This is a genomic window from Streptococcus sp. 27098_8_22 (assembly GCF_041432415.1).
Lineage (GTDB): Bacteria > Bacillota > Bacilli > Lactobacillales > Streptococcaceae > Streptococcus > Streptococcus pseudopneumoniae_M.
The window spans coordinates 47,238-69,796 of record NZ_JAPVZP010000009.1; the positions used below are offsets into that span (position 1 = coordinate 47,238).

19 protein-coding genes and 2 tRNA genes are annotated in these 22,559 nt (G+C 39.5%); 20 read left to right on the forward strand and 1 reads right to left on the reverse strand.

The window, feature by feature from the left end:
* Positions 1-595: 595 nt before the first annotated feature.
* The 19 genes from parC (at position 596) to O3633_RS08865 (ending at position 19,788) form a co-directional block, all read left to right on the forward strand.
* Positions 596-3,073 carry a DNA topoisomerase IV subunit A gene (parC, locus tag O3633_RS08775; RefSeq protein WP_371621036.1) on the forward strand — a complete coding sequence of 826 codons (2,478 nt, stop codon included), beginning with the start codon at positions 596-598 and terminating at the stop codon, positions 3,071-3,073.
* 124 nt (positions 3,074-3,197) lie between these two features.
* Entirely contained in the window at positions 3,198-4,220 is a 1,023-nt protein-coding gene (locus O3633_RS08780) for a branched-chain amino acid aminotransferase (protein WP_371621037.1), read from the forward strand.
* A 21-nt stretch (positions 4,221-4,241) separates the two neighbouring features.
* Positions 4,242-6,209 carry a peptide ABC transporter substrate-binding protein gene (locus O3633_RS08785; RefSeq protein WP_075231267.1) on the forward strand — a complete coding sequence of 656 codons (1,968 nt, stop codon included), beginning with the start codon at positions 4,242-4,244 and terminating at the stop codon, positions 6,207-6,209.
* 34 nt (positions 6,210-6,243) lie between these two features.
* A complete protein-coding gene (locus tag O3633_RS08790; RefSeq protein WP_045763732.1) occupies positions 6,244-6,933 on the forward strand; it encodes a DUF969 domain-containing protein in 690 nt (229 codons plus the stop codon).
* Complete coding sequence (locus tag O3633_RS08795; protein WP_371621038.1) at positions 6,930-7,853, forward strand: DUF979 domain-containing protein; 924 nt, start codon at positions 6,930-6,932, stop codon at positions 7,851-7,853. Before O3633_RS08790 ends, O3633_RS08795 begins: the two co-directional genes overlap by 4 nt.
* 13 nt (positions 7,854-7,866) lie before the next feature.
* Positions 7,867-8,511 carry a pyroglutamyl-peptidase I gene (gene pcp / locus O3633_RS08800; protein ID WP_371621039.1) on the forward strand — a complete coding sequence of 215 codons (645 nt, stop codon included), beginning with the start codon at positions 7,867-7,869 and terminating at the stop codon, positions 8,509-8,511.
* A 134-nt stretch (positions 8,512-8,645) separates the two neighbouring features.
* Positions 8,646-8,876 carry a DUF2969 domain-containing protein gene (locus tag O3633_RS08805; RefSeq protein ID WP_000037109.1) on the forward strand — a complete coding sequence of 77 codons (231 nt, stop codon included), beginning with the start codon at positions 8,646-8,648 and terminating at the stop codon, positions 8,874-8,876.
* A gap of 49 nt (positions 8,877-8,925) precedes the next feature.
* Positions 8,926-9,006, forward strand: a tRNA-Tyr gene (locus O3633_RS08810).
* Between the two features lie 9 nt (positions 9,007-9,015).
* Positions 9,016-9,087, forward strand: a tRNA-Gln gene (locus tag O3633_RS08815).
* Positions 9,088-9,249: 162 nt separating this feature from the next.
* Positions 9,250-10,452, forward strand: coding sequence for a 30S ribosomal protein S1 (gene rpsA / locus O3633_RS08820; protein ID WP_001001618.1), 1,203 nt, complete (start codon positions 9,250-9,252; stop codon positions 10,450-10,452).
* 85 nt (positions 10,453-10,537) lie between these two features.
* Positions 10,538-11,035, forward strand: a complete 498-nt coding sequence (gene msrC / locus O3633_RS08825; protein ID WP_371621040.1) for a free L-methionine (R)-S-oxide reductase MsrC — start codon at positions 10,538-10,540, stop codon at positions 11,033-11,035.
* The gene (dnaX, locus tag O3633_RS08830; protein ID WP_371621041.1) at positions 11,035-12,699 is read left to right on the forward strand and encodes a DNA polymerase III subunit gamma/tau; all 1,665 of its coding nucleotides are present in this window, start codon (positions 11,035-11,037) and stop codon (positions 12,697-12,699) included. The genes msrC and dnaX overlap by 1 nt, the downstream gene beginning before the upstream one ends.
* Positions 12,700-12,721: 22 nt before the next feature.
* Positions 12,722-12,916, forward strand: a complete 195-nt coding sequence (locus O3633_RS08835; RefSeq protein ID WP_001081607.1) for a DUF3272 family protein — start codon at positions 12,722-12,724, stop codon at positions 12,914-12,916.
* A gap of 152 nt (positions 12,917-13,068) precedes the next feature.
* Positions 13,069-13,839, forward strand: a complete 771-nt coding sequence (gene sufC, locus O3633_RS08840) for a Fe-S cluster assembly ATPase SufC (RefSeq protein WP_301559335.1) — start codon at positions 13,069-13,071, stop codon at positions 13,837-13,839.
* A 27-nt stretch (positions 13,840-13,866) separates the two neighbouring features.
* Positions 13,867-15,129, forward strand: a complete 1,263-nt coding sequence (sufD, locus tag O3633_RS08845; protein WP_371621042.1) for a Fe-S cluster assembly protein SufD — start codon at positions 13,867-13,869, stop codon at positions 15,127-15,129.
* Positions 15,130-15,139: 10 nt separating this feature from the next.
* A complete protein-coding gene (locus tag O3633_RS08850; protein ID WP_371621043.1) occupies positions 15,140-16,366 on the forward strand; it encodes a cysteine desulfurase in 1,227 nt (408 codons plus the stop codon).
* Complete coding sequence (gene sufU / locus O3633_RS08855; RefSeq protein WP_371621044.1) at positions 16,353-16,793, forward strand: Fe-S cluster assembly sulfur transfer protein SufU; 441 nt, start codon at positions 16,353-16,355, stop codon at positions 16,791-16,793. Before O3633_RS08850 ends, sufU begins: the two co-directional genes overlap by 14 nt.
* Positions 16,794-16,849: 56 nt before the next feature.
* The gene (sufB, locus tag O3633_RS08860; RefSeq protein WP_006151262.1) at positions 16,850-18,262 is read left to right on the forward strand and encodes a Fe-S cluster assembly protein SufB; all 1,413 of its coding nucleotides are present in this window, start codon (positions 16,850-16,852) and stop codon (positions 18,260-18,262) included.
* Positions 18,263-18,390: 128 nt separating this feature from the next.
* Positions 18,391-19,788, forward strand: a complete 1,398-nt coding sequence (locus O3633_RS08865) for an APC family permease (protein WP_371621045.1) — start codon at positions 18,391-18,393, stop codon at positions 19,786-19,788.
* Positions 19,789-19,814: 26 nt separating this feature from the next.
* Here O3633_RS08865 and pbp3 read toward each other — a convergent pair whose 3' ends face one another.
* Positions 19,815-21,056, reverse strand: a complete 1,242-nt coding sequence (gene pbp3 / locus O3633_RS08870; RefSeq protein ID WP_371621046.1) for a D-alanyl-D-alanine carboxypeptidase PBP3 — start codon at positions 21,054-21,056, stop codon at positions 19,815-19,817.
* Between the two features lie 105 nt (positions 21,057-21,161).
* On the opposite strand from pbp3, the gene O3633_RS08875 reads away from it, so the two are divergent.
* Positions 21,162-22,271: an AI-2E family transporter gene (locus O3633_RS08875; RefSeq protein ID WP_049509519.1), complete on the forward strand. Its 1,110-nt coding sequence runs from the start codon at positions 21,162-21,164 to the stop codon at positions 22,269-22,271.
* The last annotated feature ends 288 nt before the right edge of the window (positions 22,272-22,559 follow it).

The window sequence follows — 22,559 nt, forward strand, 5'->3', positions numbered from 1 at the left end:
ATTTTCTATTATACAAACATGTTTATTTACATGAGATTATTCTTCACCTTGTATGTGAAACCTGAATACGGGACTGATTTCCGTAAAAAAACTTTACTGTATAAAACGTATTTTAAACTACAGAAAGGATAGTTTGGTTACTAGAGGTAACTGAACACGGGACTAAGACTTAGGAAAAAAGATAAATCGCCTTGGGTTCATCGAACCCTGCATCGATTTCCTATTTTTCTACAGAAATTTCCGGCAAGCCGAAACGTCCCTTTGTATCTTAAATGAATAAAGGACTAATTTCTGTAAAGTATCCTTCACTGTATAAAAATCTACTCTACATTCTTTGAAAGGAGTTGAACACGCCCTAAATGCTGTGTGGAAACTCCTGACGCATCTTTTAAAACGTATTTTAAACTACAGCAAGGATAGTTTGGTTATTTATAGTAACTGAACACCTTTGTCTATAAAAAAACTACTCTACATTCTTTGAAAGGAGTTGAACACGCCCTATATGCTGTGTGAAAAAGATAAATTCTCTTGTGAGCATCGCTCACTGTATGAATTTCCTATTTTCACTTTGCATTTTACGGGCTTTGTATCCTATATGAGTAATATCCAAAATATGTCCTTGGAGGACATCATGGGAGAGCGCTTTGGTCGCTACTCCAAGTACATCATTCAAGACCGGGCTTTGCCAGACATTCGGGATGGATTGAAGCCGGTTCAACGCCGTATTCTTTATTCTATGAATAAGGATGGCAATACCTTTGACAAGAGCTACCGTAAGTCGGCCAAGTCTGTCGGTAACATTATGGGGAATTTCCACCCACACGGGGATTCTTCGATCTATGACGCCATGGTTCGTATGTCTCAGGACTGGAAAAACCGTGAGATTCTAGTTGAAATGCACGGAAATAACGGTTCAATGGACGGAGATCCACCTGCGGCTATGCGTTATACGGAAGCTCGTTTATCAGAGATTGCAGGCTACCTTCTTCAAGATATCGATAAAAAGACAGTTCCCTTTGCTTGGAACTTTGACGATACGGAGAAAGAGCCAACTGTCTTACCAGCAGCCTTTCCGAATCTTTTGGTCAATGGTTCGACCGGGATTTCAGCTGGTTATGCCACAGATATTCCACCGCATAATTTGGCTGAAGTTATCGATGCGACAGTCTACATGATTGATCACCCAAGTGCCAAGGTCGATAAGTTGATGGAATTCTTGCCTGGGCCAGACTTTCCTACAGGAGCTATCATCCAAGGTCGTGACGAGATCAAAAAGGCCTATGAAACTGGTAAGGGGCGCGTGGTTGTTCGTTCCAAGACTGAAATCGAGAAACTGAAAGGTGGTAAGGAGCAAATCGTTATCACTGAGATTCCCTATGAGATTAATAAGGCTAATTTGGTCAAGAAAATTGATGAAGTTCGTGTCAATAACAAGGTAGCAGGTATCGCTGAGGTTCGTGATGAGTCCGACCGTGACGGTCTTCGCATTGCAATCGAACTTAAGAAAGATGCAAACACCGAGCTTGTTCTCAACTATCTTTTTAAGTACACTGACTTGCAAATCAACTATAACTTTAACATGGTGGCGATTGACAATTTCACCCCTCGTCAGGTTGGGATTGTGCCAATCTTGTCGAGTTATATTGCCCACCGTCGTGAAGTCATCTTGGCACGTTCTCGCTTTGACAAGGAAAAGGCTGAAAAACGTCTCCATATTGTGGAAGGTTTGATTCGTGTCATCTCTATTTTAGATGAAGTCATTGCTCTTATCCGTGCTTCTGAGAACAAGGCTGATGCCAAGGAAAACCTCAAGGTCAGTTATGATTTTACTGAAGAGCAGGCTGAAGCTATTGTTACCTTGCAGCTATACCGTTTGACAAATACAGACGTAGTTGTCTTGCAGGAAGAAGAAGCAGAACTTCGCGAAAAAATTGCTATGCTTGCGGCTATCATCGGTGACGAACGAACCATGTACAATCTCATGAAGAAAGAACTCCGTGAAGTCAAGAAGAAATTTGCGACTCCACGTTTGAGTACTTTAGAAGATACAGCAAAAGTGATTGAGATTGATACAGCTAGTCTTATCGCTGAAGAAGATACTTACGTCAGCGTGACTAAGGCGGGCTATATCAAACGTACTAGCCCTCGTTCCTTTGCAGCTTCAACACTTGAAGAAATTGGTAAACGGGACGACGACCGATTGCTATTCGTTCAAAATGTGAAAACTACCCAGCATCTTTTAATCTTTACAACGCTTGGGAACGTCATTTACCGACCAGTCCATGAGTTAGCAGATATTCGTTGGAAGGATATCGGAGAGCATTTAAGCCAGTCTATTACAAACTTTGAAACCAATGAAGAAGTGATCTATGTAGAAGTTGTGGATCAGTTTGATGATGCGACAACTTACTTTGCAGCGACTCGCCTTGGTCAAATCAAACGTGTCGAACGCAAAGAATTCTCTCCATGGAGAACCTATCGCTCTAAGTCTGTCAAATATGCTAAGTTGAAAGATGATACTGACCAGATTGTAGCAGTAGCTCCGATTAAACTGGATGATGTTCTCTTGATTAGTCGAAACGGTTATGCCCTCCGATTTAACATCGAAGAAGTGCCAGTTATCGGTGCCAAAGCTGCAGGGGTGAAAGCCATGAATCTAAAAGCAGATGATGTGATACAAGCAGCCTTTATCTGCAACACTTCATCTTTCTATCTTTTGACGCATCGTGGAAGTCTTAAGCGCGTTTCGATCGAGGAAATTCCAGCAACTAGTCGTGCCAATCGCGGTCTTCAAGTTCTTAGAGAATTGAAGAGTAAACCACATCGTGTCTTCCTTGCTGGTGCAGTTTCTGAACAAGGATTTGTTGGAGATCTCTTTAGTACAGAAGTAGAAGATGGAGAGCAAACGCTTGTCATCCAATCAAATAATGGAACGATTTACGAATCAATCCTACAAGATTTGAATCTATCAGAACGTACAAGCAATGGAAGCTTTATCTCAGATACTATTTCTGATGAAGAAGTTTTTGATGCTTATCTCAAAGAAATCTTTAAAGAAATCAAAGAAAATTAAAAATCGGTCCTAGTGACTGATTTTTTATAAGTAAAATTTTCAGAAAATTACAAATAATACTTGAATTTTTAGGAGAATAGTGTAGAATAGAACACAAAGCTTGATTAGAATAAAGGAGATTGTCATGACAGTTACGATCGATTGGGAAAATCTCGGTTTTTCCTATATGAAACTACCTTATCGTTATATCGCTTATTTTAAAGATGGACAATGGACTCAAGGAGAATTAACAGAAGATGCGACCTTGCATATTTCAGAATCATCTCCAAGTCTTCACTATGGACAGCAAGCATTTGAAGGATTGAAAGCCTATCGTACAAAGGATGGTAGCGTACAACTCTTCCGTCCAGATGAAAATGCTAAACGTCTACAACGTACCTGTGATCGTCTCTTGATGCCACAAGTTCCAACAGAAATGTTTGTAGAGGCTTGTAAAGCCGTTGTTCGTGCTAATGAGGAATACGTACCACCTTATGGAACTGGTGGAACCCTCTACCTCCGTCCACTCTTGATTGGTGTTGGAGATATCATTGGGGTAAAACCAGCTGAGGAGTATATTTTTACCATCTTTGCTATGCCAGTTGGAAATTACTTTAAGGGTGGATTGGTTCCAACAAACTTCTTGATTCAAGATGAGTATGACCGTGCTGCACCAAATGGAACAGGGGCTGCCAAGGTCGGTGGGAACTATGCAGCTAGTCTTTTGCCAGGAAAAATGGCTAAATCCCGTCATTTCTCAGATGTTATTTATCTTGACCCATCAACACACACTAAGATTGAAGAAGTCGGTTCAGCAAACTTCTTTGGGATTACATCTGATAATGAGTTTGTAACGCCATTGAGCCCATCAATCTTGCCATCAATTACCAAGTACTCATTGCTTTACTTGGCGGAGCATCGTTTGGGCTTGAAACCTGTTGAGGGGGATGTACCAATTGATAGTTTGGATCGATTTGTAGAAGCAGGTGCCTGCGGTACTGCGGCAGTTATCTCACCAATTGGGGGAATCCAACACGGTGATGACTTCCATGTGTTCTACAGTGAGACAGAGGTTGGTCCAGTGACTCGTAAACTATACGATGAATTGACAGGTATCCAATTTGGTGATATTGAAGCACCAGAAGGTTGGATTGTAAAAGTAGATTAAAAATTATTAAAGGAGATCTTTATGAAAACGAAAAAGTGGATGTTAACAGCAGGAGTGGTCCTGAGTACAGCAGTTCTTCTTGTAGCTTGTGGGAAAGCTGACAAGGAAGCAGATGCGCCTACAACTTTCTCTTATGTCTATGGAGTAGACCCATCATCTTTGGACTACAGTATCGCAACTCGAACTTCAACAACGGATATCATCGGTAACGTCGTTGATGGTTTGTTGGAAAACGATGAATATGGGAATTTGATTCCTTCCCTCGCTGAGGATTGGAGTGTCTCACAAGACGGTTTGACATATACTTATAAACTTCGTAAAGGGGTTAAATGGTATACTTCAGAAGGTGAAGAATACGCTGAAGTAACTGCGCATGACTTTGTTACAGGGTTGAAACACGTAGCAGATGGTAAATCAGACGGTGTCACTCTTATTCAAAACTCAATCAAGGGCTTGAATGAATATATGACTGGTGAGACTAACGATTTCTCTACAGTCGGTGTTAAGGCAGTGGATGATTATACTGTTGAGTACACTCTAAACGCACCTGAAACTTTCTGGAATTCAAAAGTAACTTCAGCAACTATGTTGCCAGTAAATGAAGAATTCCTCAAAGCATCAGGTAAGAATTACGGAACGGTCAGCCCAGCTGGTATTCTTTATAACGGTCCATATATCTTGAAGACATTGACTTCAAAATCTTTAATCGAATATGAAAAGAACCCAAATTATTGGGATAAAGAGAAGGTTAAAATCGAGAAAGTTAAATTAACTTACTATGATGGTTCAGACCAAGAATCCTTGATCCGTAGCTTCTCTTCAGGTGTTTACACAACAGCTCGCCTCTTCCCAAGTAGCTCAAACTTTGCTTCTACTTTGGAACAATACGGAGATAAAATTACTTACAGCCCACAAGATTCAACTAGTTACTACTTTACCTTTAACGTAAACCGTCAATCTTTCAATAAGACAGCGAAAACAAGTGAAGAACAGAAAACTTCTACAAAAGAAGCAATGTTGAACAAAGACTTCCGTCAAGCAATCAATTTTGCCTTCAACCGTCATTCTTATGCTGCCCAGCTCAATGGTGAAGATGGTGCGGATAAGATTATTCGTAATAGCTTAGTACCAGACAATTTCGTTCAATCTGGTGGTAAAAACTTTGGTGATATCGCTCAAAAAGAATTGGTCAACTATGGAGACCAATGGAAAGGTGTTGAGCTTGTAGACGGAAAAGATACTATCTACAATCCTGATAAAGCCAAAGCTTCATTTGAAAAAGCTAAGAAAGAATTGGAAGCAAAAGGTGTAACCTTCCCAATTCACTTGGATGTCCCAGTTGAGCAAACAGATACAATTGCTGTTCAACAAAGCAATTCCTTTAAACAATCAATCGAGTCAACTCTTGGTTCAGAAAATGTCGTGATCGATGTCCTTCAGATGACTGATAACGAGAAGGAAAGCATTACATCTCAAGCACGTGTTCCTGCTCAAAAAGACTATGACTTAAACAGTACTGGATGGGCTCCAAGCTATCAAGACCCAGCAAGTTATCTCAATATCATGGATCCTAAGACCGGTTCTGCTATGAAACACCTTGGTATCACTAAAGGAAAAGACAAGGAAGTAGTAGCTCAACTAGGTTTGGACGAATACAAGAAACTCTTGGATGATGCGGTTTCTGAGACAAACGACTTGGATAAGAGATATGAAAAATATGCTAAAGCTCAAGCGTGGCTCACTGATAGTTCTCTCTTGATGCCAACAGCTTCATCAGGTGGTTCACCAGTTGTCAGCAACATTGTTCCTTTCTCTAAACCATACTCACAAGTTGGTATTAAGGGTGATCCATACATCTTCAAGGGAATGAAATTGCAAAAAGAGATTGTATCTGCTAAAGAATACCAAGCAGCTCTTGAAAAATGGCAAAAAGAAAAATTGGAATCAAACAATAAATACCAAAAAGAATTAGAAAGTCATGTCAAATAAAACAGACTAGTACTTTTGGAATAAAGGGGCCTATATGGAATGGATTAAACTAATAGGGATAGTTATCATTGTGATTGGTTTTATCTATAAGTTAGATACCATTGCAACGGTAGTCTTAGCTAGTTTAGTTACCGCTCTAGTTTCTGGCGTTTCTCTTGTTGAGTTCTTGGAAATTTTGGGAAAAGAATTTAGTAATCAACGAGTTCTGACGATTTTTATGGTAACCTTGCCACTAGTTGGTTTATCTGAAACTTTTGGCCTCAAGCAACGTTCGATTGACTTGATTCAAAAGATAAAGGGACTAACAGTTGGAAGTTTTTATACAGTGTATTTCTTTTTTCGGGAACTTGATGGTTTCTTTGCCATTCGTCTAGGAGGACATCCGCAGTTTGTAAGGCCTTTGGTTCAACCCATGGGACAAGCGGCAGCAGAGTCACAATTAGGCAGAAAATTAACGGAGCAAGAGAGTGAAGCGCTAAAAGCGCGTGCAGCAGCAAATGATAATTTTGCAAATTTCTTTGCTCAAAACACTTTCGTTGGTGCAGGTGGTGTCCTCTTGATAGGGGGCACACTGGACCAATTAGGTTACGAAAGTAATTATGCAGGAATTGCTTCAGCTTCGCTTATAGTTGCAGGAATTGCCCTATTTATAGTTGGGATTTACAATTACTTGTTTGATAGAAAACTGCTAGCAAATAAGGTTAGTAAAGGAAAAGAAGAATGACCAATCTAGCAAGACAGTTATTAGAGTTGACCTATATTGTGATTGGTTGTCAATTCCTTCATACGGCTTATTGTAGCTATAAAGATAAAACAAACCCAGTTCGCTTTGGAACGGCTGGGTTTTGGGCTTTATTGGGCATCAGTTTTATCGGTGGTTCCTATCTACCTTCTGTCTGTATTGGAGTTATCGTAGTGCTCTTAGCCCTGCTAACTCTCTTTAAACAGGTTCGTATCGGAACCTTACCGTCTCTGGATGAAGTCAAGGCAAACATTGAAGCTAAACGACTAAAGAATAAAATTTTTATTCCGGTCATGCTGATGGCTTTGATTGCTTTAGTATTAGCAAAAATAATTCCTGAGTTTAGTAAGATTGCTATCAGTCTTGCTGCATTTTTCGCAACCATCTCTCTTTTATTGATTACTAAGAGTTCTCCTAGAAGTTTGTTAGCAGAAAACAATCGCATGGTTCAGCAAGTCTCAACTAGTGGGATTGTGCCTCAACTTTTAGGGGCTTTGGGAGCAATTTTTACCGTTGCGGGCGTTGGAGACTTGATTTCGCATTTAATCAGCGGTCTAGTTCCTTCGGGTAGTCGTTTTATGGGTGTAGTGGCTTATGTCCTTGGGATGGTTCTATTCTCCATGATAATGGGGAATGCATTTGCTGCCTTCACGGTTATTACTGCTGGAATTGGTGTTCCCTTTGTATTTGCCTTGGGAGCTGATCCAATCGTGGCTACAGCTCTAGCAATGACTGCAGGTTGCTGTGGAACCTTATTGACTCCAATGGCGGCTAACTTTAATGCTCTACCGGCAGCTCTCCTGGATATGAAAGATCCAAATGGGGTTATCAAAGCGCAGGTAGGAGTAGCTATTGTCATGATTATCATTCATGTATTTTTGATGTACTTTTTGGCATTTTAGTAAAGGAAATAAAATGAAAATATTAGTAACAGGTTTTGATCCTTTCGGTGGTGAAAAGGTCAATCCAGCCTTGGAAGCTGTTAAATCATTACCGTCAGAGATTCATGGCGCAGAGGTTCATTGGGTAGCAATCCCAACGGTCTTTTATCAATCAGCAGAGGTTTTAGAAGCAGAAATAAATCGATACCATCCAGATGCTGTGCTTTGCATCGGACAGGCAGGAGGAAGAGCTAGTCTAACTCCTGAGCGAGTTGCTATCAACCAAGATGATGCTAGAATTCCTGATAACCAAGGAAATCAGCCGATTGACACTCCTATACGCCTAGACGGACAAGCAGCCTATTTTAGCACACTACCTATTAAGGCAATGGTTCAAGCGATTAAAGAAGAAGGGTTACCAGCTACAGTGTCCAATACAGCAGGAACCTTTGTTTGCAATCATTTGATGTATCAGGCTCTCTATTTAGCGGATAAAAAGTTTCCCAATATGAGAGCAGGTTTTATGCATATTCCTTATATGACAAAACAAGTGGTAAATAAGCCTAATACAGCATCTATGAATTTAACTGATATCGTCAGAGGTATCGAAGCTGCGATTGGTGCTATCGTAGATTATAAAGATAAGGACATAAAATTAGTGGGTGGGACAACCCACTAACAATGAGTCTTCCCTAGATTAAAAAATTAGATTCTCTCACAAAAACTCTTTATCAGGGCTGCCCTTATAAAGAGTTTTTTCTTGCCAGTTTTTTAAATTTCTTGTACAATAGGAAGAGTGAAAAGAGGTATGGTATGAGTAAAAAAGATAAAAAAATTGAAATTCAATTAACAGACGCAACTGTTTTAGTTGGTCAGGAAAAGTTTGAAGGTTACACTTTAACCATTGGCAAAAAGATTATCGGTGAAATTGCTGAACTAGATAATCAATTCGCAATTATAAAGAATGGAAATGTCGATAGTTTTTATAAAAAACTTGAAAAAGCTGTGGAAATTTTGATTGAAAACTATAATTTAGCAAAATAAAGCTTGTTTTTTGTAAATTTTCATGATATAATAGTTTTTGTTGAACATTGGAGAGATAGCGAAGAGGCTAAACGCGGCGGACTGTAAATCCGCTCCTTCGGGTTCGGGGGTTCGAATCCCTCTCTCTCCATTTCACTTTTGGGGTATAGCCAAGCGGTAAGGCAAGGGACTTTGACTCCCTCATGCGTTGGTTCGAATCCAGCTACCCCAGTTCTTAGGTAATAAATTCAAGGATAAAAAGAAAAATATCTTAGGGTATTTTATTTTTATAATTGAAGGACGTGAACGATATAACATGTCTTTGCGGGTGCTTAGGAAAAAATTATAAGTATGTCAAGTTTAAGAAAAACTTGATTGTTGGAGGATTTTTTAGATGAACGAATTTGAAGATTTGCTAAATAGCGTTAGCCAAGTTGAGCCAGGTGATGTTGTTAGTGCTGAAGTATTGACAGTTGATGCTACTCAAGCTAACGTTGCAATCTCTGGAACTGGTGTTGAAGGTGTCTTGACTCTTCGCGAATTGACAAACGATCGCGATGCAGATATCAATGACTTTGTAAAAGTAGGTGAAGTATTGGATGTTCTTGTACTTCGTCAAGTAGTTGGTAAAGATACTGATACAGTAACATACCTTGTATCTAAAAAACGCCTTGAAGCTCGCAAAGCATGGGACAAACTTGTAGGACGCGAAGAAGAAGTTGTTACAGTTAAAGGAACTCGCGCTGTTAAGGGTGGACTTTCAGTAGAATTTGAAGGTGTACGTGGATTTATCCCAGCTTCAATGTTGGATACTCGTTTTGTACGTAACACTGAGCGTTTTGTAGGTCAAGAGTTTGATGCTAAAATCAAAGAAGTTGATCCTAAAGAAAACCGCTTCATCCTTTCACGTCGTGAAGTTGTAGAAGCAGCTACAGCAGCAGCTCGTGCTGAAGTATTTGGTAAATTGGCTGTTGGTGATGTTGTAACTGGTAAAGTTGCACGTATCACAAGCTTCGGTGCTTTCATCGACCTTGGTGGTGTTGACGGATTGGTTCACTTGACTGAATTGTCACACGAACGTAACGTTTCACCAAAATCAGTTGTAACTGTTGGTGAAGAAGTTGAAGTGAAAATCCTTGATCTTAACGAAGAAGAAGGACGTGTATCACTTTCACTTAAAGCTACAACACCTGGACCATGGGATGGCGTTGAGCAAAAATTGGCTAAAGGTGATGTTGTAGAAGGTACAGTTAAACGTTTGACTGACTTCGGTGCATTTGTTGAAGTATTGCCAGGTATCGATGGACTTGTTCACGTATCACAAATTTCACACAAACGTATTGAAAATCCAAAAGAAGCTCTTAAAGTTGGTCAAGAAGTTACTGTTAAAGTTCTTGAAGTTAATGCTGATGCAGAACGTGTATCTCTTTCTATCAAAGCTCTTGAAGAACGTCCAGCTCAAGAAGAAGGACAAAAAGAAGAAAAACGCGCTCCACGTCCACGTCGTCCAAAACGTCAAGAAAAACGTGATTTTGAACTTCCTGAAACTCAAACAGGATTCTCAATGGCTGACTTGTTCGGAGACATCGAACTTTAATCCATTCGAATTTGAATAAAATCCTTTGTTTTTAAAACAAGGGATTTTTCTTTTTTCTACTAGCATTTTTTGATATAATGGTTTTATGTTATATTCAGAAAAAGAATCACTTTATCAAACAATAAATGAACAGCTCTCTTATCTTTTAGATGGAGAGCCAAATGTGTTGGCTAATCTATCAAATGCCAGTGCTCTGCTAAAAACAAGCTTTCCCAATACTGTTTTTGCAGGTTTCTATCTATTTGATGGAAATGAACTGATCTTGGGTCCTTTTCAAGGCGGAGTTTCTTGTGTCAGAATCGCTCTTGGAAAAGGTGTCTGTGGAGAATCGGCGGCTAGTCTTCAAACAGTTATTGTTGGTGATGTAAAGACCTATCCAAACTATATTTCTTGCGATAGTAGTGCTCGTAGTGAAATTGTTGTGCCAATGGTTAAAGAGGGACGTCTTTTGGGCGTTTTAGATTTAGATTCATCTCTTGTTGATGATTATGATGAGTTGGATCAGAAATATCTAGAAGAGTTTGTTTCTATTTTGTTAGAGAAAACCGAATGGAATTTTTTAATGTTTGAGGAGAAAGTGTAATGTATCAGGCCCTTTATCGAAAATATAGAAGTCAAACATTTTCACAGTTAGTAGGCCAAGAAATTGTTGCAAAAACTCTGAAACAAGCTGTAGAGCAGGAAAAGATCAGCCATGCCTATCTTTTTTCAGGGCCTCGTGGAACTGGAAAAACCAGCGTAGCCAAAATTTTTGCCAAGGCTATGAACTGCCCTAATCAAGAGGGAGGAGAACCTTGCAATAACTGTTATATCTGTCAAGCTGTAACAGACGGTAGCTTGGAAGACGTTATCGAAATGGACGCGGCCTCGAACAATGGGGTGGATGAAATTCGTGATATCCGTGATAAATCAACCTATGCTCCAAGTATAGCTCAGTATAAGGTCTATATCATTGATGAGGTTCATATGCTTTCAACAGGAGCCTTCAATGCCCTTTTGAAAACTCTTGAAGAACCAACTCCTAATGTTGTTTTTATCTTAGCAACGACAGAGCTTCATAAGATTCCTGCAACCATTTTGTCTCGTGTTCAACGCTTTGAGTTTAAATCTATTAGAACTCAGGATATTCGAGATCATATCTTCCATATTTTAGAGAAGGAAGGGATTGCTTATGAAACTGAAGCTGTTGAGATTATCGCTCGTAGAGCAGAAGGTGGTATGCGGGATGCTTTGTCCATTTTAGACCAAGCATTGAGCTTGACTCAAGATGCTAGATTAACAACAGCTGTTTCTGAGGAAATTACGGGGACTATTAGTCTAAGTGCTTTGGATAATTATGTGGCTGCCTTGGCGCAAAAAGATGTGACTCGTGCTTTGGAAAATCTTAATTTGATTTTTGATAACGGAAAAAGCATGACACGATTTGTAACGGATTTGTTGCAGTATCTAAGGGATATTTTGATTGTCCAAACTGGTGGGGAGAATACTCACCATAGTGATCTCTTTAAGGATAACCTAGGTCTTTCACAGGCTGTTTTGTTTGAAATGATTGGAATTGCGACAAGTAGTTTAGCTGATATCAAGGCTAGCTTACAGCCTAAGATTTATGCTGAAATGATGACCATTCGTTTGGCAGAGATAGATTCAAAACCAACATTATCAGATGATACAAGTGGAGAATTAGCCTCACTTAGAGATGAAGTTGCGCGATTGAAACAGGCTCTGGCAAATGTTAATACGAGTCCTAAGCAGACTACACCAACACCGAGTCGTCCAGTTAACAGCAAGTCAATTTATCGTGTAGATCGTAATAAGGTTCAGTCTATTCTTCAAGAAGCTGTTGAAAATCCTGATTTAGCCCGTCACAATCTAATTCGTCTTCAAAATGCTTGGGGTGAAGTTATTGAAAGCTTGTCAGGTCCTGATAAGGCACTTTTAGTTGGTTCTCAACCTGTTGCGGCTAATGAACGCCATGCCATTCTTGCATTTGAATCTAACTTCAATGCTGGCCAGACCATGAAACGTGATAATCTTAACACCATGTTTGGTAATATCCTTAGTCAAGCAGCTGGTTTTTCTCCAGAGATTCTTGCTATATCTATGGACGAGTGGAAAGAAGTCAGAGCCGATTTCTCAGCTAAGGCTAAATCGTCACAAGGTCAACCGGTTAAGGAAGAAGTTGAAGAATCTGTCCTTCCTCAAGGATTTGAATTTCTAGCGGATAAGGTGACTATAGCAGAAGATTAAAAGGATTTTGTAACATAATACGATGAACAGACAACAATTTATAATTATGGCCTTATTTACTGCTGCTGAGACTTATTTTTTTAATGAATCCATCATGGAGCAACGGTATATCGTGGCCTTGCTTTGGGCTATTTTAATCCTAAGAAATTTTAGAGTCAGCTATATTATGGGTAAAATTGTCAACGCTATAGATGATCATTTTCGTGGAAAGAAGTAACCCTCAGCTTCTAGACAAAATTAAAGCCTTTTAGGCTTTTTTTTGTTATACTATTAAAGTATATTTATTGATATTTTATCGTTTTTTACTAGAAAACTAAGAACAATTTTATAGTGAAAATGGTAAAACGGATTGAAAAGAAAGGAATTATCATGTCAGTATTAGAGATCAAAGATCTTCACGTTGAAATCGAAGGAAAAGAAATTTTAAAAGGGGTTAACCTGACCCTTAAAACAGGAGAAATTGCCGCTATCATGGGACCAAATGGTACTGGTAAATCAACTCTTTCAGCCGCTATCATGGGAAATCCAAACTATGAAGTAACCAAAGGTGAAGTTTTGTTTGATGGCGTAAACATCCTTGAGTTGGAAGTGGACGAGCGTGCGCGTATGGGACTTTTCCTTGCAATGCAATATCCATCAGAAATTCCTGGAATTACCAATGCTGAGTTTCTTCGTGCAGCTATGAATGCTGGTAAAGAAGATGATGAGAAGATTTCAGTTCGTGAATTTATCACTAAGCTAGACGAAAAAATGGAATTGCTCAACATGAAAGAAGAAATGGCAGAACGTTACCTCAACGAAGGTTTCTCAGGTGGTGAGAAAAAACGTAATGAAATTCTTCAACTCTTGATGTTGGAACCAACTTTTGCCCTCTTGGATGAGATTGACTCAGGTCTTGATATCGATGCTCTTAAAGTTGTCTCTAAAGGTGTTAATGCTATGCGTGGTCAAGGTTTTGGTGCTATGATCATTACTCACTACCAACGTCTCTTGAACTATATCACGCCAGATGTAGTACACGTTATGATGGAAGGTCGTGTTGTACTTTCTGGTGGTCCAGAATTGGCGGCACGTTTGGAACGAGAAGGATACGCAAAATTAGCTGAAGAACTTGGCTATGACTACAAGGAAGAATTGTAATTCCCTCGTATCTTTTAGGAGAAGTAAATGACTAAAGAAACTATTAAACTTTTTTCAGAAATGCACGCTGAACCAAGCTGGTTGGCTGAACTCCGTCAAAAAGCTTTTGACAAGATTGAAAGTTTGGAATTGCCAGTCATTGAGCGTGTCAAATTCCACCGTTGGAATCTTGGTGATGGTACCATCACAGAAAGTGAACCATCAGCAAATGTCCCTGACTTCACAGCTCTAGATAATCACTTGAAGTTGGTGCAAGTAGGAACTCAGACTGTTTTTGAACAAACTCCAGTTGAATTAGCTGAACAGGGAGTTGTCTTCACAGACTTCCATTCAGCGGTAGAAGAAATTCCAGAAATTGTAGAAGAATTCTTCATGTCATCAGTTAAATACGACGATGACAAGTTGGCAGCATACCACACAGCTTACTTTAATAGTGGTGCTGTTCTCTACATTCCTGATAATGTTGAGATTGCTGAACCAATCGAAGGTATTTTTTATCAAGATAGCGATAGCGATGTGCCATTTAACAAACATATCCTCATCATCGCTGGTAAGAACAGTAAGATTAGCTACCTTGAGCGTCTGGAGTCACGTGGAGAAGGTAGTGCTAAGGCCACTGCCAACATCACAGTAGAAGTCATCGCTCGTTCTGGCGCGCAAGTGAAGTTTGCAGCTATTGACCGTCTAGGTGAGAACGTCACTGCCTATATTAGCCGCCGTGGTAAATTGGGCAACGATGCAAGTATTGACTGGGCTATCGGTGTCATGAATGAAGGAAACGTCGTTGCAGACTTTGATAGTGACTTGATTGGTAATGGTAGCCATGCAGATCTTAAGGTCGTTGCCCTATCAAGTGGTCGTCAGGTACAAGGGATTGATACACGAGTGACTAACTATGGTTGCAACTCTATTGGTAATATTCTTCAACATGGGGTTATCCTTGAAAAAGCAACTTTGACCTTCAATGGTATCGGTCACATCATCAAGGGTGCCAAGGGAGCAGATGCCCAACAAGAGAGCCGTGTTCTCATGCTTTCTGACCAAGCGCGTTCAGATGCCAACCCAATTCTCTTGATTGATGAAAATGATGTTACTGCAGGTCACGCAGCCTCTATCGGTCAAGTGGATCCAGAAGATATGTACTACCTCATGAGCCGTGGCTTGGACAAGGCAACTGCAGAGCGCTTAGTTGTTCGTGGTTTCCTTGGATCTGTTATCGTTGAGATTCCAGTCAAAGAAGTTCGCGATGAGATGATTGCAACGATCGAAGAAAAATTGTCAAAACGCTAAGGGGAAGCCTATGTTAGATGTAGAAGCGATTCGCAAGGATTTTCCAATTTTAGACCAGAATGTTAACGATGAACCTCTGGTCTATCTGGATAATGCTGCGACGACACAAAAACCACTAGCAGTTCTGGAAACGATTAACCGCTATTATGAGCAGGACAATGCCAATGTTCATCGTGGGGTTCATACCTTGGCGGAGCGTGCGACAGCTTCCTATGAGGCTGCTCGTGAAACCATTCGTAAGTTCATCAATGCAGGTTCGACAAAGGAAGTCCTCTTTACTAGAGGAACGACAACCAGTCTGAACTGGGTGGCACGTTTCGCTGAGGAATTCTTGACTGAGGGGGATCAAGTTTTGATTTCTGTCATGGAACACCATTCCAACATCATTCCTTGGCAGGAAGCTTGTCGAAATACCGGAGCTGAGCTTGTTTATGTCTATCTCAAGGACGGAGCTCTGGATATGGATGACCTGCGGGCTAAATTGACGGACAAGGTGAAATTTGTCTCCCTAGCTCACGCATCAAACGTTCTTGGAGTAGTAAATCCTATCAAAGAAATCACTCAAATGGCTCATGAAGTTGGAGCTATTATGGTGGTGGATGGTGCTCAGTCTACACCGCATATGAAGATTGATGTCCAGGACTTGGATGTAGATTTCTTTGCTTTCTCAGGTCACAAGATGGCTGGTCCAACAGGTATCGGTGTTCTGTACGGCAAAGAGAAGTATTTGGAACAAATGTCACCGGTTGAGTTTGGTGGCGAGATGATTGATTTCGTTTATGAACAATCTGCAAGCTGGAAGGAATTGCCTTGGAAATTCGAGGCAGGAACTCCAAATATGGCGGGTGCTATCGGACTTGCAGCAGCAGTGGATTACCTAGAAAATATTGGTATGGATGTCATTGAAGCTCATGAACAGGAACTGGTTGCATACGTCTATCCAAAACTGCAGGAGATTGAAGGATTGACCATTTATGGTTCGCAGGACTTGGCTCAACGTTCAGGTGTCATTGCCTTTAACCTAGGTGATCTTCACCCTCACGACCTCGCGACTGCTCTGGATTATGAAGGAGTAGCAGTTCGTGCCGGACACCATTGCGCTCAACCTTTGCTCCAGTATATGAATGTTCCAGCAACAGCTCGTGCAAGTTTTTATATCTACAATACCAAGGCAGATTGTGACAAGCTAGTCGATGACTTACAAAAGACAAAGGAGTTTTTCAATGGCACTTTCTAAACTAGATAGTCTTTATATGGCAGTGGTAGCGGACCATTCGAAAAATCCCCATCACCAAGGGAAGTTAGAAGATGCAGAACAAATCAGTCTCAACAATCCAACCTGTGGTGATGTGATTAATCTCTCTGTTAAGTTTGATGCAGATGATCGTTTGGAAGATATCGCTTTTCTAAACTCTGGTTGTACGATTTCAACTGCCTCTGCTAGTATGATGACAGATGCAGTCTTAGGAAAGACCAAGCAAGAAATCTTAGAGCTTGCAACCATCTTTTCTGAAATGGTTCAAGGGCAAAAAGATGACAGACAAGATAGTCTTGGAGACGCAGCTTTCTTATCAGGAGTTGCCAAGTTTCCTCAACGAATCAAATGCGCAACCCTAGCTTGGAACGCCCTTAAGAAAACAATTGAAAATCAAGATAACAAATAAGACAAGCTTTCTTTGTCTTATAAATCATAGAAATAAAGAATGAAAGAAAGGATATTATGGCTGAAGAAAGAGTAGAACCAAAACCAATTGACCTTGGTGAATATAAATTTGGTTTTCATGACGATGTAGAGCCTGTCCTATCGACAGGAAAAGGATTGAATGAAGATGTCATTCGTGAACTATCAGCTGCTAAGGGAGAGCCTGAGTGGATGTTAGAATTCCGTTTGAAATCTTATGAAACCTTCAAAAAAATGCCCATGCAAACATGGGGAGCAGACTTGTCAGAGATTGATTTTGATGACTTGATTTACTACCAAAAACCATCTGATAAACCAGCCCGTTCTTGGGATGAAGTTCCTGAAAAAATCAAAGAAACCTTTGAACGTATTGGGATTCCTGAAGCTGAGCGTGCTTATCTTGCTGGAGCTTCTGCCCAGTATGAGTCAGAAGTGGTTTACCACAACATGAAGGAAGAATTTGAGAAGTTAGGTATTATCTTTACTGATACAGATTCTGCCCTCAAAGAGTACCCAGACTTGTTTAAACAATACTTTGCTAAGTTGGTACCACCGACTGATAACAAGTTGGCAGCCCTCAACTCGGCAGTATGGTCAGGTGGAACCTTTATCTACGTTCCAAAAGGTGTGAAAGTGGATATTCCACTTCAAACTTATTTCCGTATTAACAACGAAAACACTGGTCAGTTTGAACGTACCTTGATTATCGTTGATGAGGGAGCAAGTGTCCACTATGTAGAAGGATGTACAGCGCCAACTTATTCAAGTAACAGTTTGCATGCTGCCATTGTAGAAATCTTTGCTTTGGATGGAGCTTACATGCGTTATACAACCATCCAAAACTGGTCTGATAACGTCTATAACTTGGTAACCAAACGTGCAAAAGCCTTGAAAGATGCGACTGTTGAGTGGATTGATGGAAACTTGGGTGCCAAAACGACTATGAAATATCCGTCTGTATATCTTGACGGAGAAGGAGCGCGTGGTACCATGCTTTCTATTGCCTTTGCTAATGCAGGGCAACACCAGGATACTGGTGCCAAGATGATCCACAATGCACCGCATACAAGTTCATCAATCGTCTCAAAATCTATCGCCAAAGGTGGAGGGAAGGTTGACTATCGTGGACAAGTAACCTTTAACAAGAACTCTAAGAAATCTGTTTCTCACATCGAGTGTGATACCATTATCATGGATGACTTGTCAGCATCAGATACCATTCCGTTTAATGAAATCCACAACTCACAAGTAGCTTTGGAACACGAAGCTAAAGTATCTAAGATTTCAGAAGAACAACTCTATTATCTCATGAGTCGTGGTCTGTCAGAATCTGAAGCAACTGAAATGATTGTCATGGGATTTGTCGAGCCCTTCACCAAAGAACTTCCAATGGAATACGCAGTTGAGCTTAACCGCTTGATTAGCTATGAAATGGAAGGATCAGTTGGATAAACTTTATGAACAGAAACTGAGCAAGTATTACATTTGTTCAGTTTTTTTGATGAAAGATGCTAATAAATATTCACAAAAATCCTTATATATGATAAAATAATACAATCTTATAAATTGGGAGATGAATGATGAATATTTTTAGAACCAAAGACGTTAGTCTAGGTAAGACAGAAATGCATCGCCATTTAAAACTATGGGACTTAATTCTATTGGGAATTGGTGCCATGGTGGGAACAGGTATTTTTACGATTACAGGAACTGCCGCAGCAACATTAGCAGGACCTGCCCTTGTGGTATCGATTGTGATTTCTGCTATCTGCGTATCCTTATCTGCACTCTTTTTTGCAGAATTTGCTTCTCGTGTTCCTGCAACGGGTGGAGCCTATAGTTATTTATATGCAATTTTAGGAGAATTTCCAGCCTGGATTGCAGGTTGGCTGACTATCATGGAATTTATGACAGCTGTTTCTGGTGTCGCTTCAGGTTGGGCGGCCTATTTTAAGGGTTTGCTTAGCCATTATGGAATTTCCTTGCCACAAGCCTTAAATGGAACTTTTAATCCTGAACATGGTACTTATATTGATTTTTTACCAATTTTAGTAATTCTACTTGTTACAGGCGTTGTACTTTTAAATTCGAAAGCAGCTCTTCGTTTTAATTCTATTCTTGTTGTTTTAAAATTTTCTGCTCTTGCCTTATTTATCCTAGTTGGAATTTGGTACATTAAACCTGAAAATTGGTCAGATTTTGCACCATTTGGTTTTGGTCAAATTTATGGTGGAAGCACTGGAATTATGGCAGGTGCTTCACTCATGTTCTTTGGATTCTTAGGGTTTGAGTCTATTTCTATGGCAGTTGATGAAATTCAAAGTCCACAAAAGAATATTCCACGTGGAATTGTTTTATCCTTAACCATTGTAACCATTCTGTATGCCTTGGTTACCTTGATATTGACAGGTATCGTTCATTATAGCAAGCTCAATGTTGATGATGCAGTGGCTTTTGCTCTGAGAAGTATCGGTATTGGTTGGGCAGCTAATTATGTTTCACTCGTTGCAATTTTTACTTTGATTACGGTATGTATTTCCATGACTTACGCCTTGTCTCGAATGATTTATAGTTTGGCACGTGATGGGCTCATGCCTCAGAGTTTCAAACAAGTGACTAAGACCAGTCGTGTCCCTAAGAATGCGACCATTTTAACAGGTGTTGTTTCAGCGATTGCAGCGGGAATTTTCCCACTGGCAAGTATCGCAGCCTTTCTCAATATCTGCACCTTAGCCTATCTTATTCTCCTAGCCTATGGGATTATCAAATTGAGAAAAGATAAGGGGATGCCCAAAGAGGGAGAATTTAAAACTCCCCTGGTACCTTTTTTACCAATCTTGTCTATTCTAATCTGCCTTTCATTTATGCTTCAATATACCCTTGAAACATGGATGGCATTTGGACTAGCTTTATTAATAGGAGTTATTATTTACTTTGTTTATGGATATAACCATTCAACTGTAGCTGAAAATGAATAAAGAAAAAATCGCGAATTTCGCGATTTTTATAATTTCTCATTAACAAAACGAACGAAGCGATTCCACCAAACTTTTAAGAAGAAGGCTTTTTCGACATTTTTTTCTGCGACCATCTCAAAACTAGGTTTGTCAGTTGTAATGTATCCTTGACCAACTAGATCCTTGTCTTCATAAGTCAAATGTCCAACGACAGTTCCTGCCTCTAGTGGAGCAGTGTGTTCAGTCGTGTCCGCTGTGTAAGTAATAGTTGATTGTGTACGACTACCCAGACGTTGTACGATTTTGATGTCTTCTTTGGCGACAGCTGTAACTGTATCTTCCTTCCCATCTAATACAGGCGATTTACTATCTTCATAACTTTCTCCTTGTTTGACGATTGTCTGAAGAGCAAAGTTTGATGAGATGTAATCTAAAATAGAAGAAGTAGCTGTAAAGCGTGCATATGGATTGGTATCGTGGTTGTCAGCGTTTAAGACAACTGTGATGATGCGCATTCCTTTTTCTACAGTCGTACCTACAAAGGATGCTCCAGCTTTATCAGTCGTACCAGTTTTAAGTCCATCAACACCACCACGATAGGCAGGCATTCCCTCCAACATATAGTTGGTAGAATGAATGGTCATCCCTGCAAAAGTAGAAGAAGGTTTCTTTGTGATTTCTAAGACTTGAGGATACTTGAGGATGAGATTGCGAGCAACGACAGCAACATCATAAGCGCTCAATTTGTTTTCATCATCTTTTTTAGATCCTGGATAGATATTATTTCCAAGAGTTTCATTATTGAGCCCTGTTGTATTGACGAGTGTAGCATCTTGAATTCCCCATTCTTGTAGTTTGGTCTTCATCATATCTACAAAGTCCTTCTCAGAACCGGCAATTTTTTCAGCTAAAGCGATAGCAGCACTGTTAGCGCTAGATACCAAAGTCGCTTCTAGCAATTCCTCAACTGTGTAGTTACGAGCTTCCATGGGAACATTACTTGCCGCAGAATTAGTTGTCAACTGGTAGGGGTAATCAGAAATTTCTACAGGAGTAGAAAGAGAGATTTTCCCCTGTTCCAAGGCTTCGTAAACGAGATATACGGTAAGCAATTTGCTAATAGAAGCAATTTCAACAGGTTGAGTAGCATCCTTTTCGTATAATAACTTACCGCTATTAGCTTCAACAGCAATGGCATGTTTTGCTGCTACATCAAAATCTTGGGCAGCAACAGTTGTTGCTGAAGCAAATGAAAAGAGGGTTAATAAGGTTAAAAATAATTTCTTCATAGTAACTTTATTCTATCACAAAGACAAAAGATATTCTTGTTTTTGTGATGAAAGTTATCAATCTTTTTTGAAATATGGTAAAATAGGGAAAAGAGGAGGTGGCCTATGTTTCGGAGAAACAAACTATTCTTCTGGACAACTGAAATTCTACTAATAACCTTAATTTTCTATCTATGGAGAGAAATGGGTGCTATTATTACACCCTTTGTCAGTGTTGCAAATACAATCATGATTCCTTTTTTATTGGGAGGATTTTTGTATTACCTAACCAACCCAATTGTTATCTTTTTAGAGAAGGAATGCAAAATCAATCGCATCATTGGGATTTTGTTAACCCTTTGTGCCTTAATTTGTGCAATCGTACTTAGTTTTGTCTATCTGCTACCGATTTTGATTAATCAGTTGAGTAGCCTAATCTATTCGAGTCAAAACATTTATGGTCGTCTTCAAGATTTAGTCATTGAGTTATCAAAACATCCAGCACTACAAAATCTAGATATTCAACAAACTATTCAGCAACTGAATCTCTCTTATGTTGATATTTTGCAAAATATCTTGAACAGTGTGACAAATAGTGTTGGAAGTGTTCTATCTGCACTCGTAAGCACTGTATTGATTATCATCATGACACCAGTTTTCTTGATTTACTTCCTACTTGATGGGCATAAATTTTTACCCATGCTAGAAAGAACTGTATTAAAACGAGATAAATTGAACATATCTGGTTTATTGACAAACCTAAATACAACTATTTCTCGTTACATTAGTGGAGTGTCTATAGATGCAGTTATTATTGGATGTTTAGCTTTTATCGGTTATAGTGTGATTGGTCTAAGATATGCCTTGGTCTTCGCCATTTTTTCTGGATTGGCTAATTTGATTCCATATGTAGGACCAAGCATTGGCTTGATTCCAATGATTATTTCAAATCTCTTCACCGATCCTCATAAAATGATTATTGCTGTCATTTATATGTTGATTATTCAGCAAGTTGATGGAAATATTTTATATCCACGTATCGTGGGTGGAGTTATGAAGGTTCACCCAATTACTATTTTAGTCTTGCTTTTATTATCAAGTAATATTTACGGTGTGATTGGGATGATTGTTGCTGTTCCTACCTATTCCATTTTAAAAGAGATTGCTAAATTCTTAGCGCGATTGTATGAAAATCATAAGGAAGCGCAAGAAGTTGAAAAGCATCTATCAGAATAAAGATGTCGGGATAAAAAATCCCGACCTTTTTTGATCATTGTATCTTTGGCACTGTAGTTGATCAAACTTTTTATTGGTTTTCAACTCTCTAATCTCTTATGATGAAACTTTAATTTTTTCAATACACAACTTTTTACAAACAACTGAATGATTGAAGTCTTTCGGGGCTGAAAATAGGAAATTCAGACTTGGGTTATCGAATTATGGTCTATCGCCTTTTGCTAAAATAAGCCTATTTATAGATATTTTAAATAAATTGGTAGAGGAAGTAGAGTGAGAATAAGAATA

Bases quoted from the DNA above. Each gene is read 5' to 3' on its own strand.
- sufC (WP_301559335.1), top strand. From the start codon at position 13,069: ATGTCAGTATTAGAGATCAAAGATCTTCACGTTGAAATCGAAGGAAAA.
- O3633_RS08875 (WP_049509519.1), top strand. From the start codon at position 21,162: ATGTTTCGGAGAAACAAACTATTCTTCTGGACAACTGAAATTCTACTA.
- sufB (WP_006151262.1), top strand. From the start codon at position 16,850: ATGGCTGAAGAAAGAGTAGAACCAAAACCAATTGACCTTGGTGAATAT.
- O3633_RS08835 (WP_001081607.1), top strand. From the start codon at position 12,722: ATGAACAGACAACAATTTATAATTATGGCCTTATTTACTGCTGCTGAG.
- rpsA (WP_001001618.1), top strand. From the start codon at position 9,250: ATGAACGAATTTGAAGATTTGCTAAATAGCGTTAGCCAAGTTGAGCCA.
- parC (WP_371621036.1), top strand. From the start codon at position 596: ATGAGTAATATCCAAAATATGTCCTTGGAGGACATCATGGGAGAGCGC.
- O3633_RS08785 (WP_075231267.1), top strand. From the start codon at position 4,242: ATGAAAACGAAAAAGTGGATGTTAACAGCAGGAGTGGTCCTGAGTACA.
- O3633_RS08850 (WP_371621043.1), top strand. From the start codon at position 15,140: ATGTTAGATGTAGAAGCGATTCGCAAGGATTTTCCAATTTTAGACCAG.
- dnaX (WP_371621041.1), top strand. From the start codon at position 11,035: ATGTATCAGGCCCTTTATCGAAAATATAGAAGTCAAACATTTTCACAG.
- pcp (WP_371621039.1), top strand. From the start codon at position 7,867: ATGAAAATATTAGTAACAGGTTTTGATCCTTTCGGTGGTGAAAAGGTC.
- msrC (WP_371621040.1), top strand. From the start codon at position 10,538: ATGTTATATTCAGAAAAAGAATCACTTTATCAAACAATAAATGAACAG.
- O3633_RS08780 (WP_371621037.1), top strand. From the start codon at position 3,198: ATGACAGTTACGATCGATTGGGAAAATCTCGGTTTTTCCTATATGAAA.
- sufD (WP_371621042.1), top strand. From the start codon at position 13,867: ATGACTAAAGAAACTATTAAACTTTTTTCAGAAATGCACGCTGAACCA.
- O3633_RS08865 (WP_371621045.1), top strand. From the start codon at position 18,391: ATGAATATTTTTAGAACCAAAGACGTTAGTCTAGGTAAGACAGAAATG.
- pbp3 (WP_371621046.1), bottom strand. From the start codon at position 21,056: ATGAAGAAATTATTTTTAACCTTATTAACCCTCTTTTCATTTGCTTCA.
- O3633_RS08790 (WP_045763732.1), top strand. From the start codon at position 6,244: ATGGAATGGATTAAACTAATAGGGATAGTTATCATTGTGATTGGTTTT.
- sufU (WP_371621044.1), top strand. From the start codon at position 16,353: ATGGCACTTTCTAAACTAGATAGTCTTTATATGGCAGTGGTAGCGGAC.
- O3633_RS08795 (WP_371621038.1), top strand. From the start codon at position 6,930: ATGACCAATCTAGCAAGACAGTTATTAGAGTTGACCTATATTGTGATT.
- O3633_RS08805 (WP_000037109.1), top strand. From the start codon at position 8,646: ATGAGTAAAAAAGATAAAAAAATTGAAATTCAATTAACAGACGCAACT.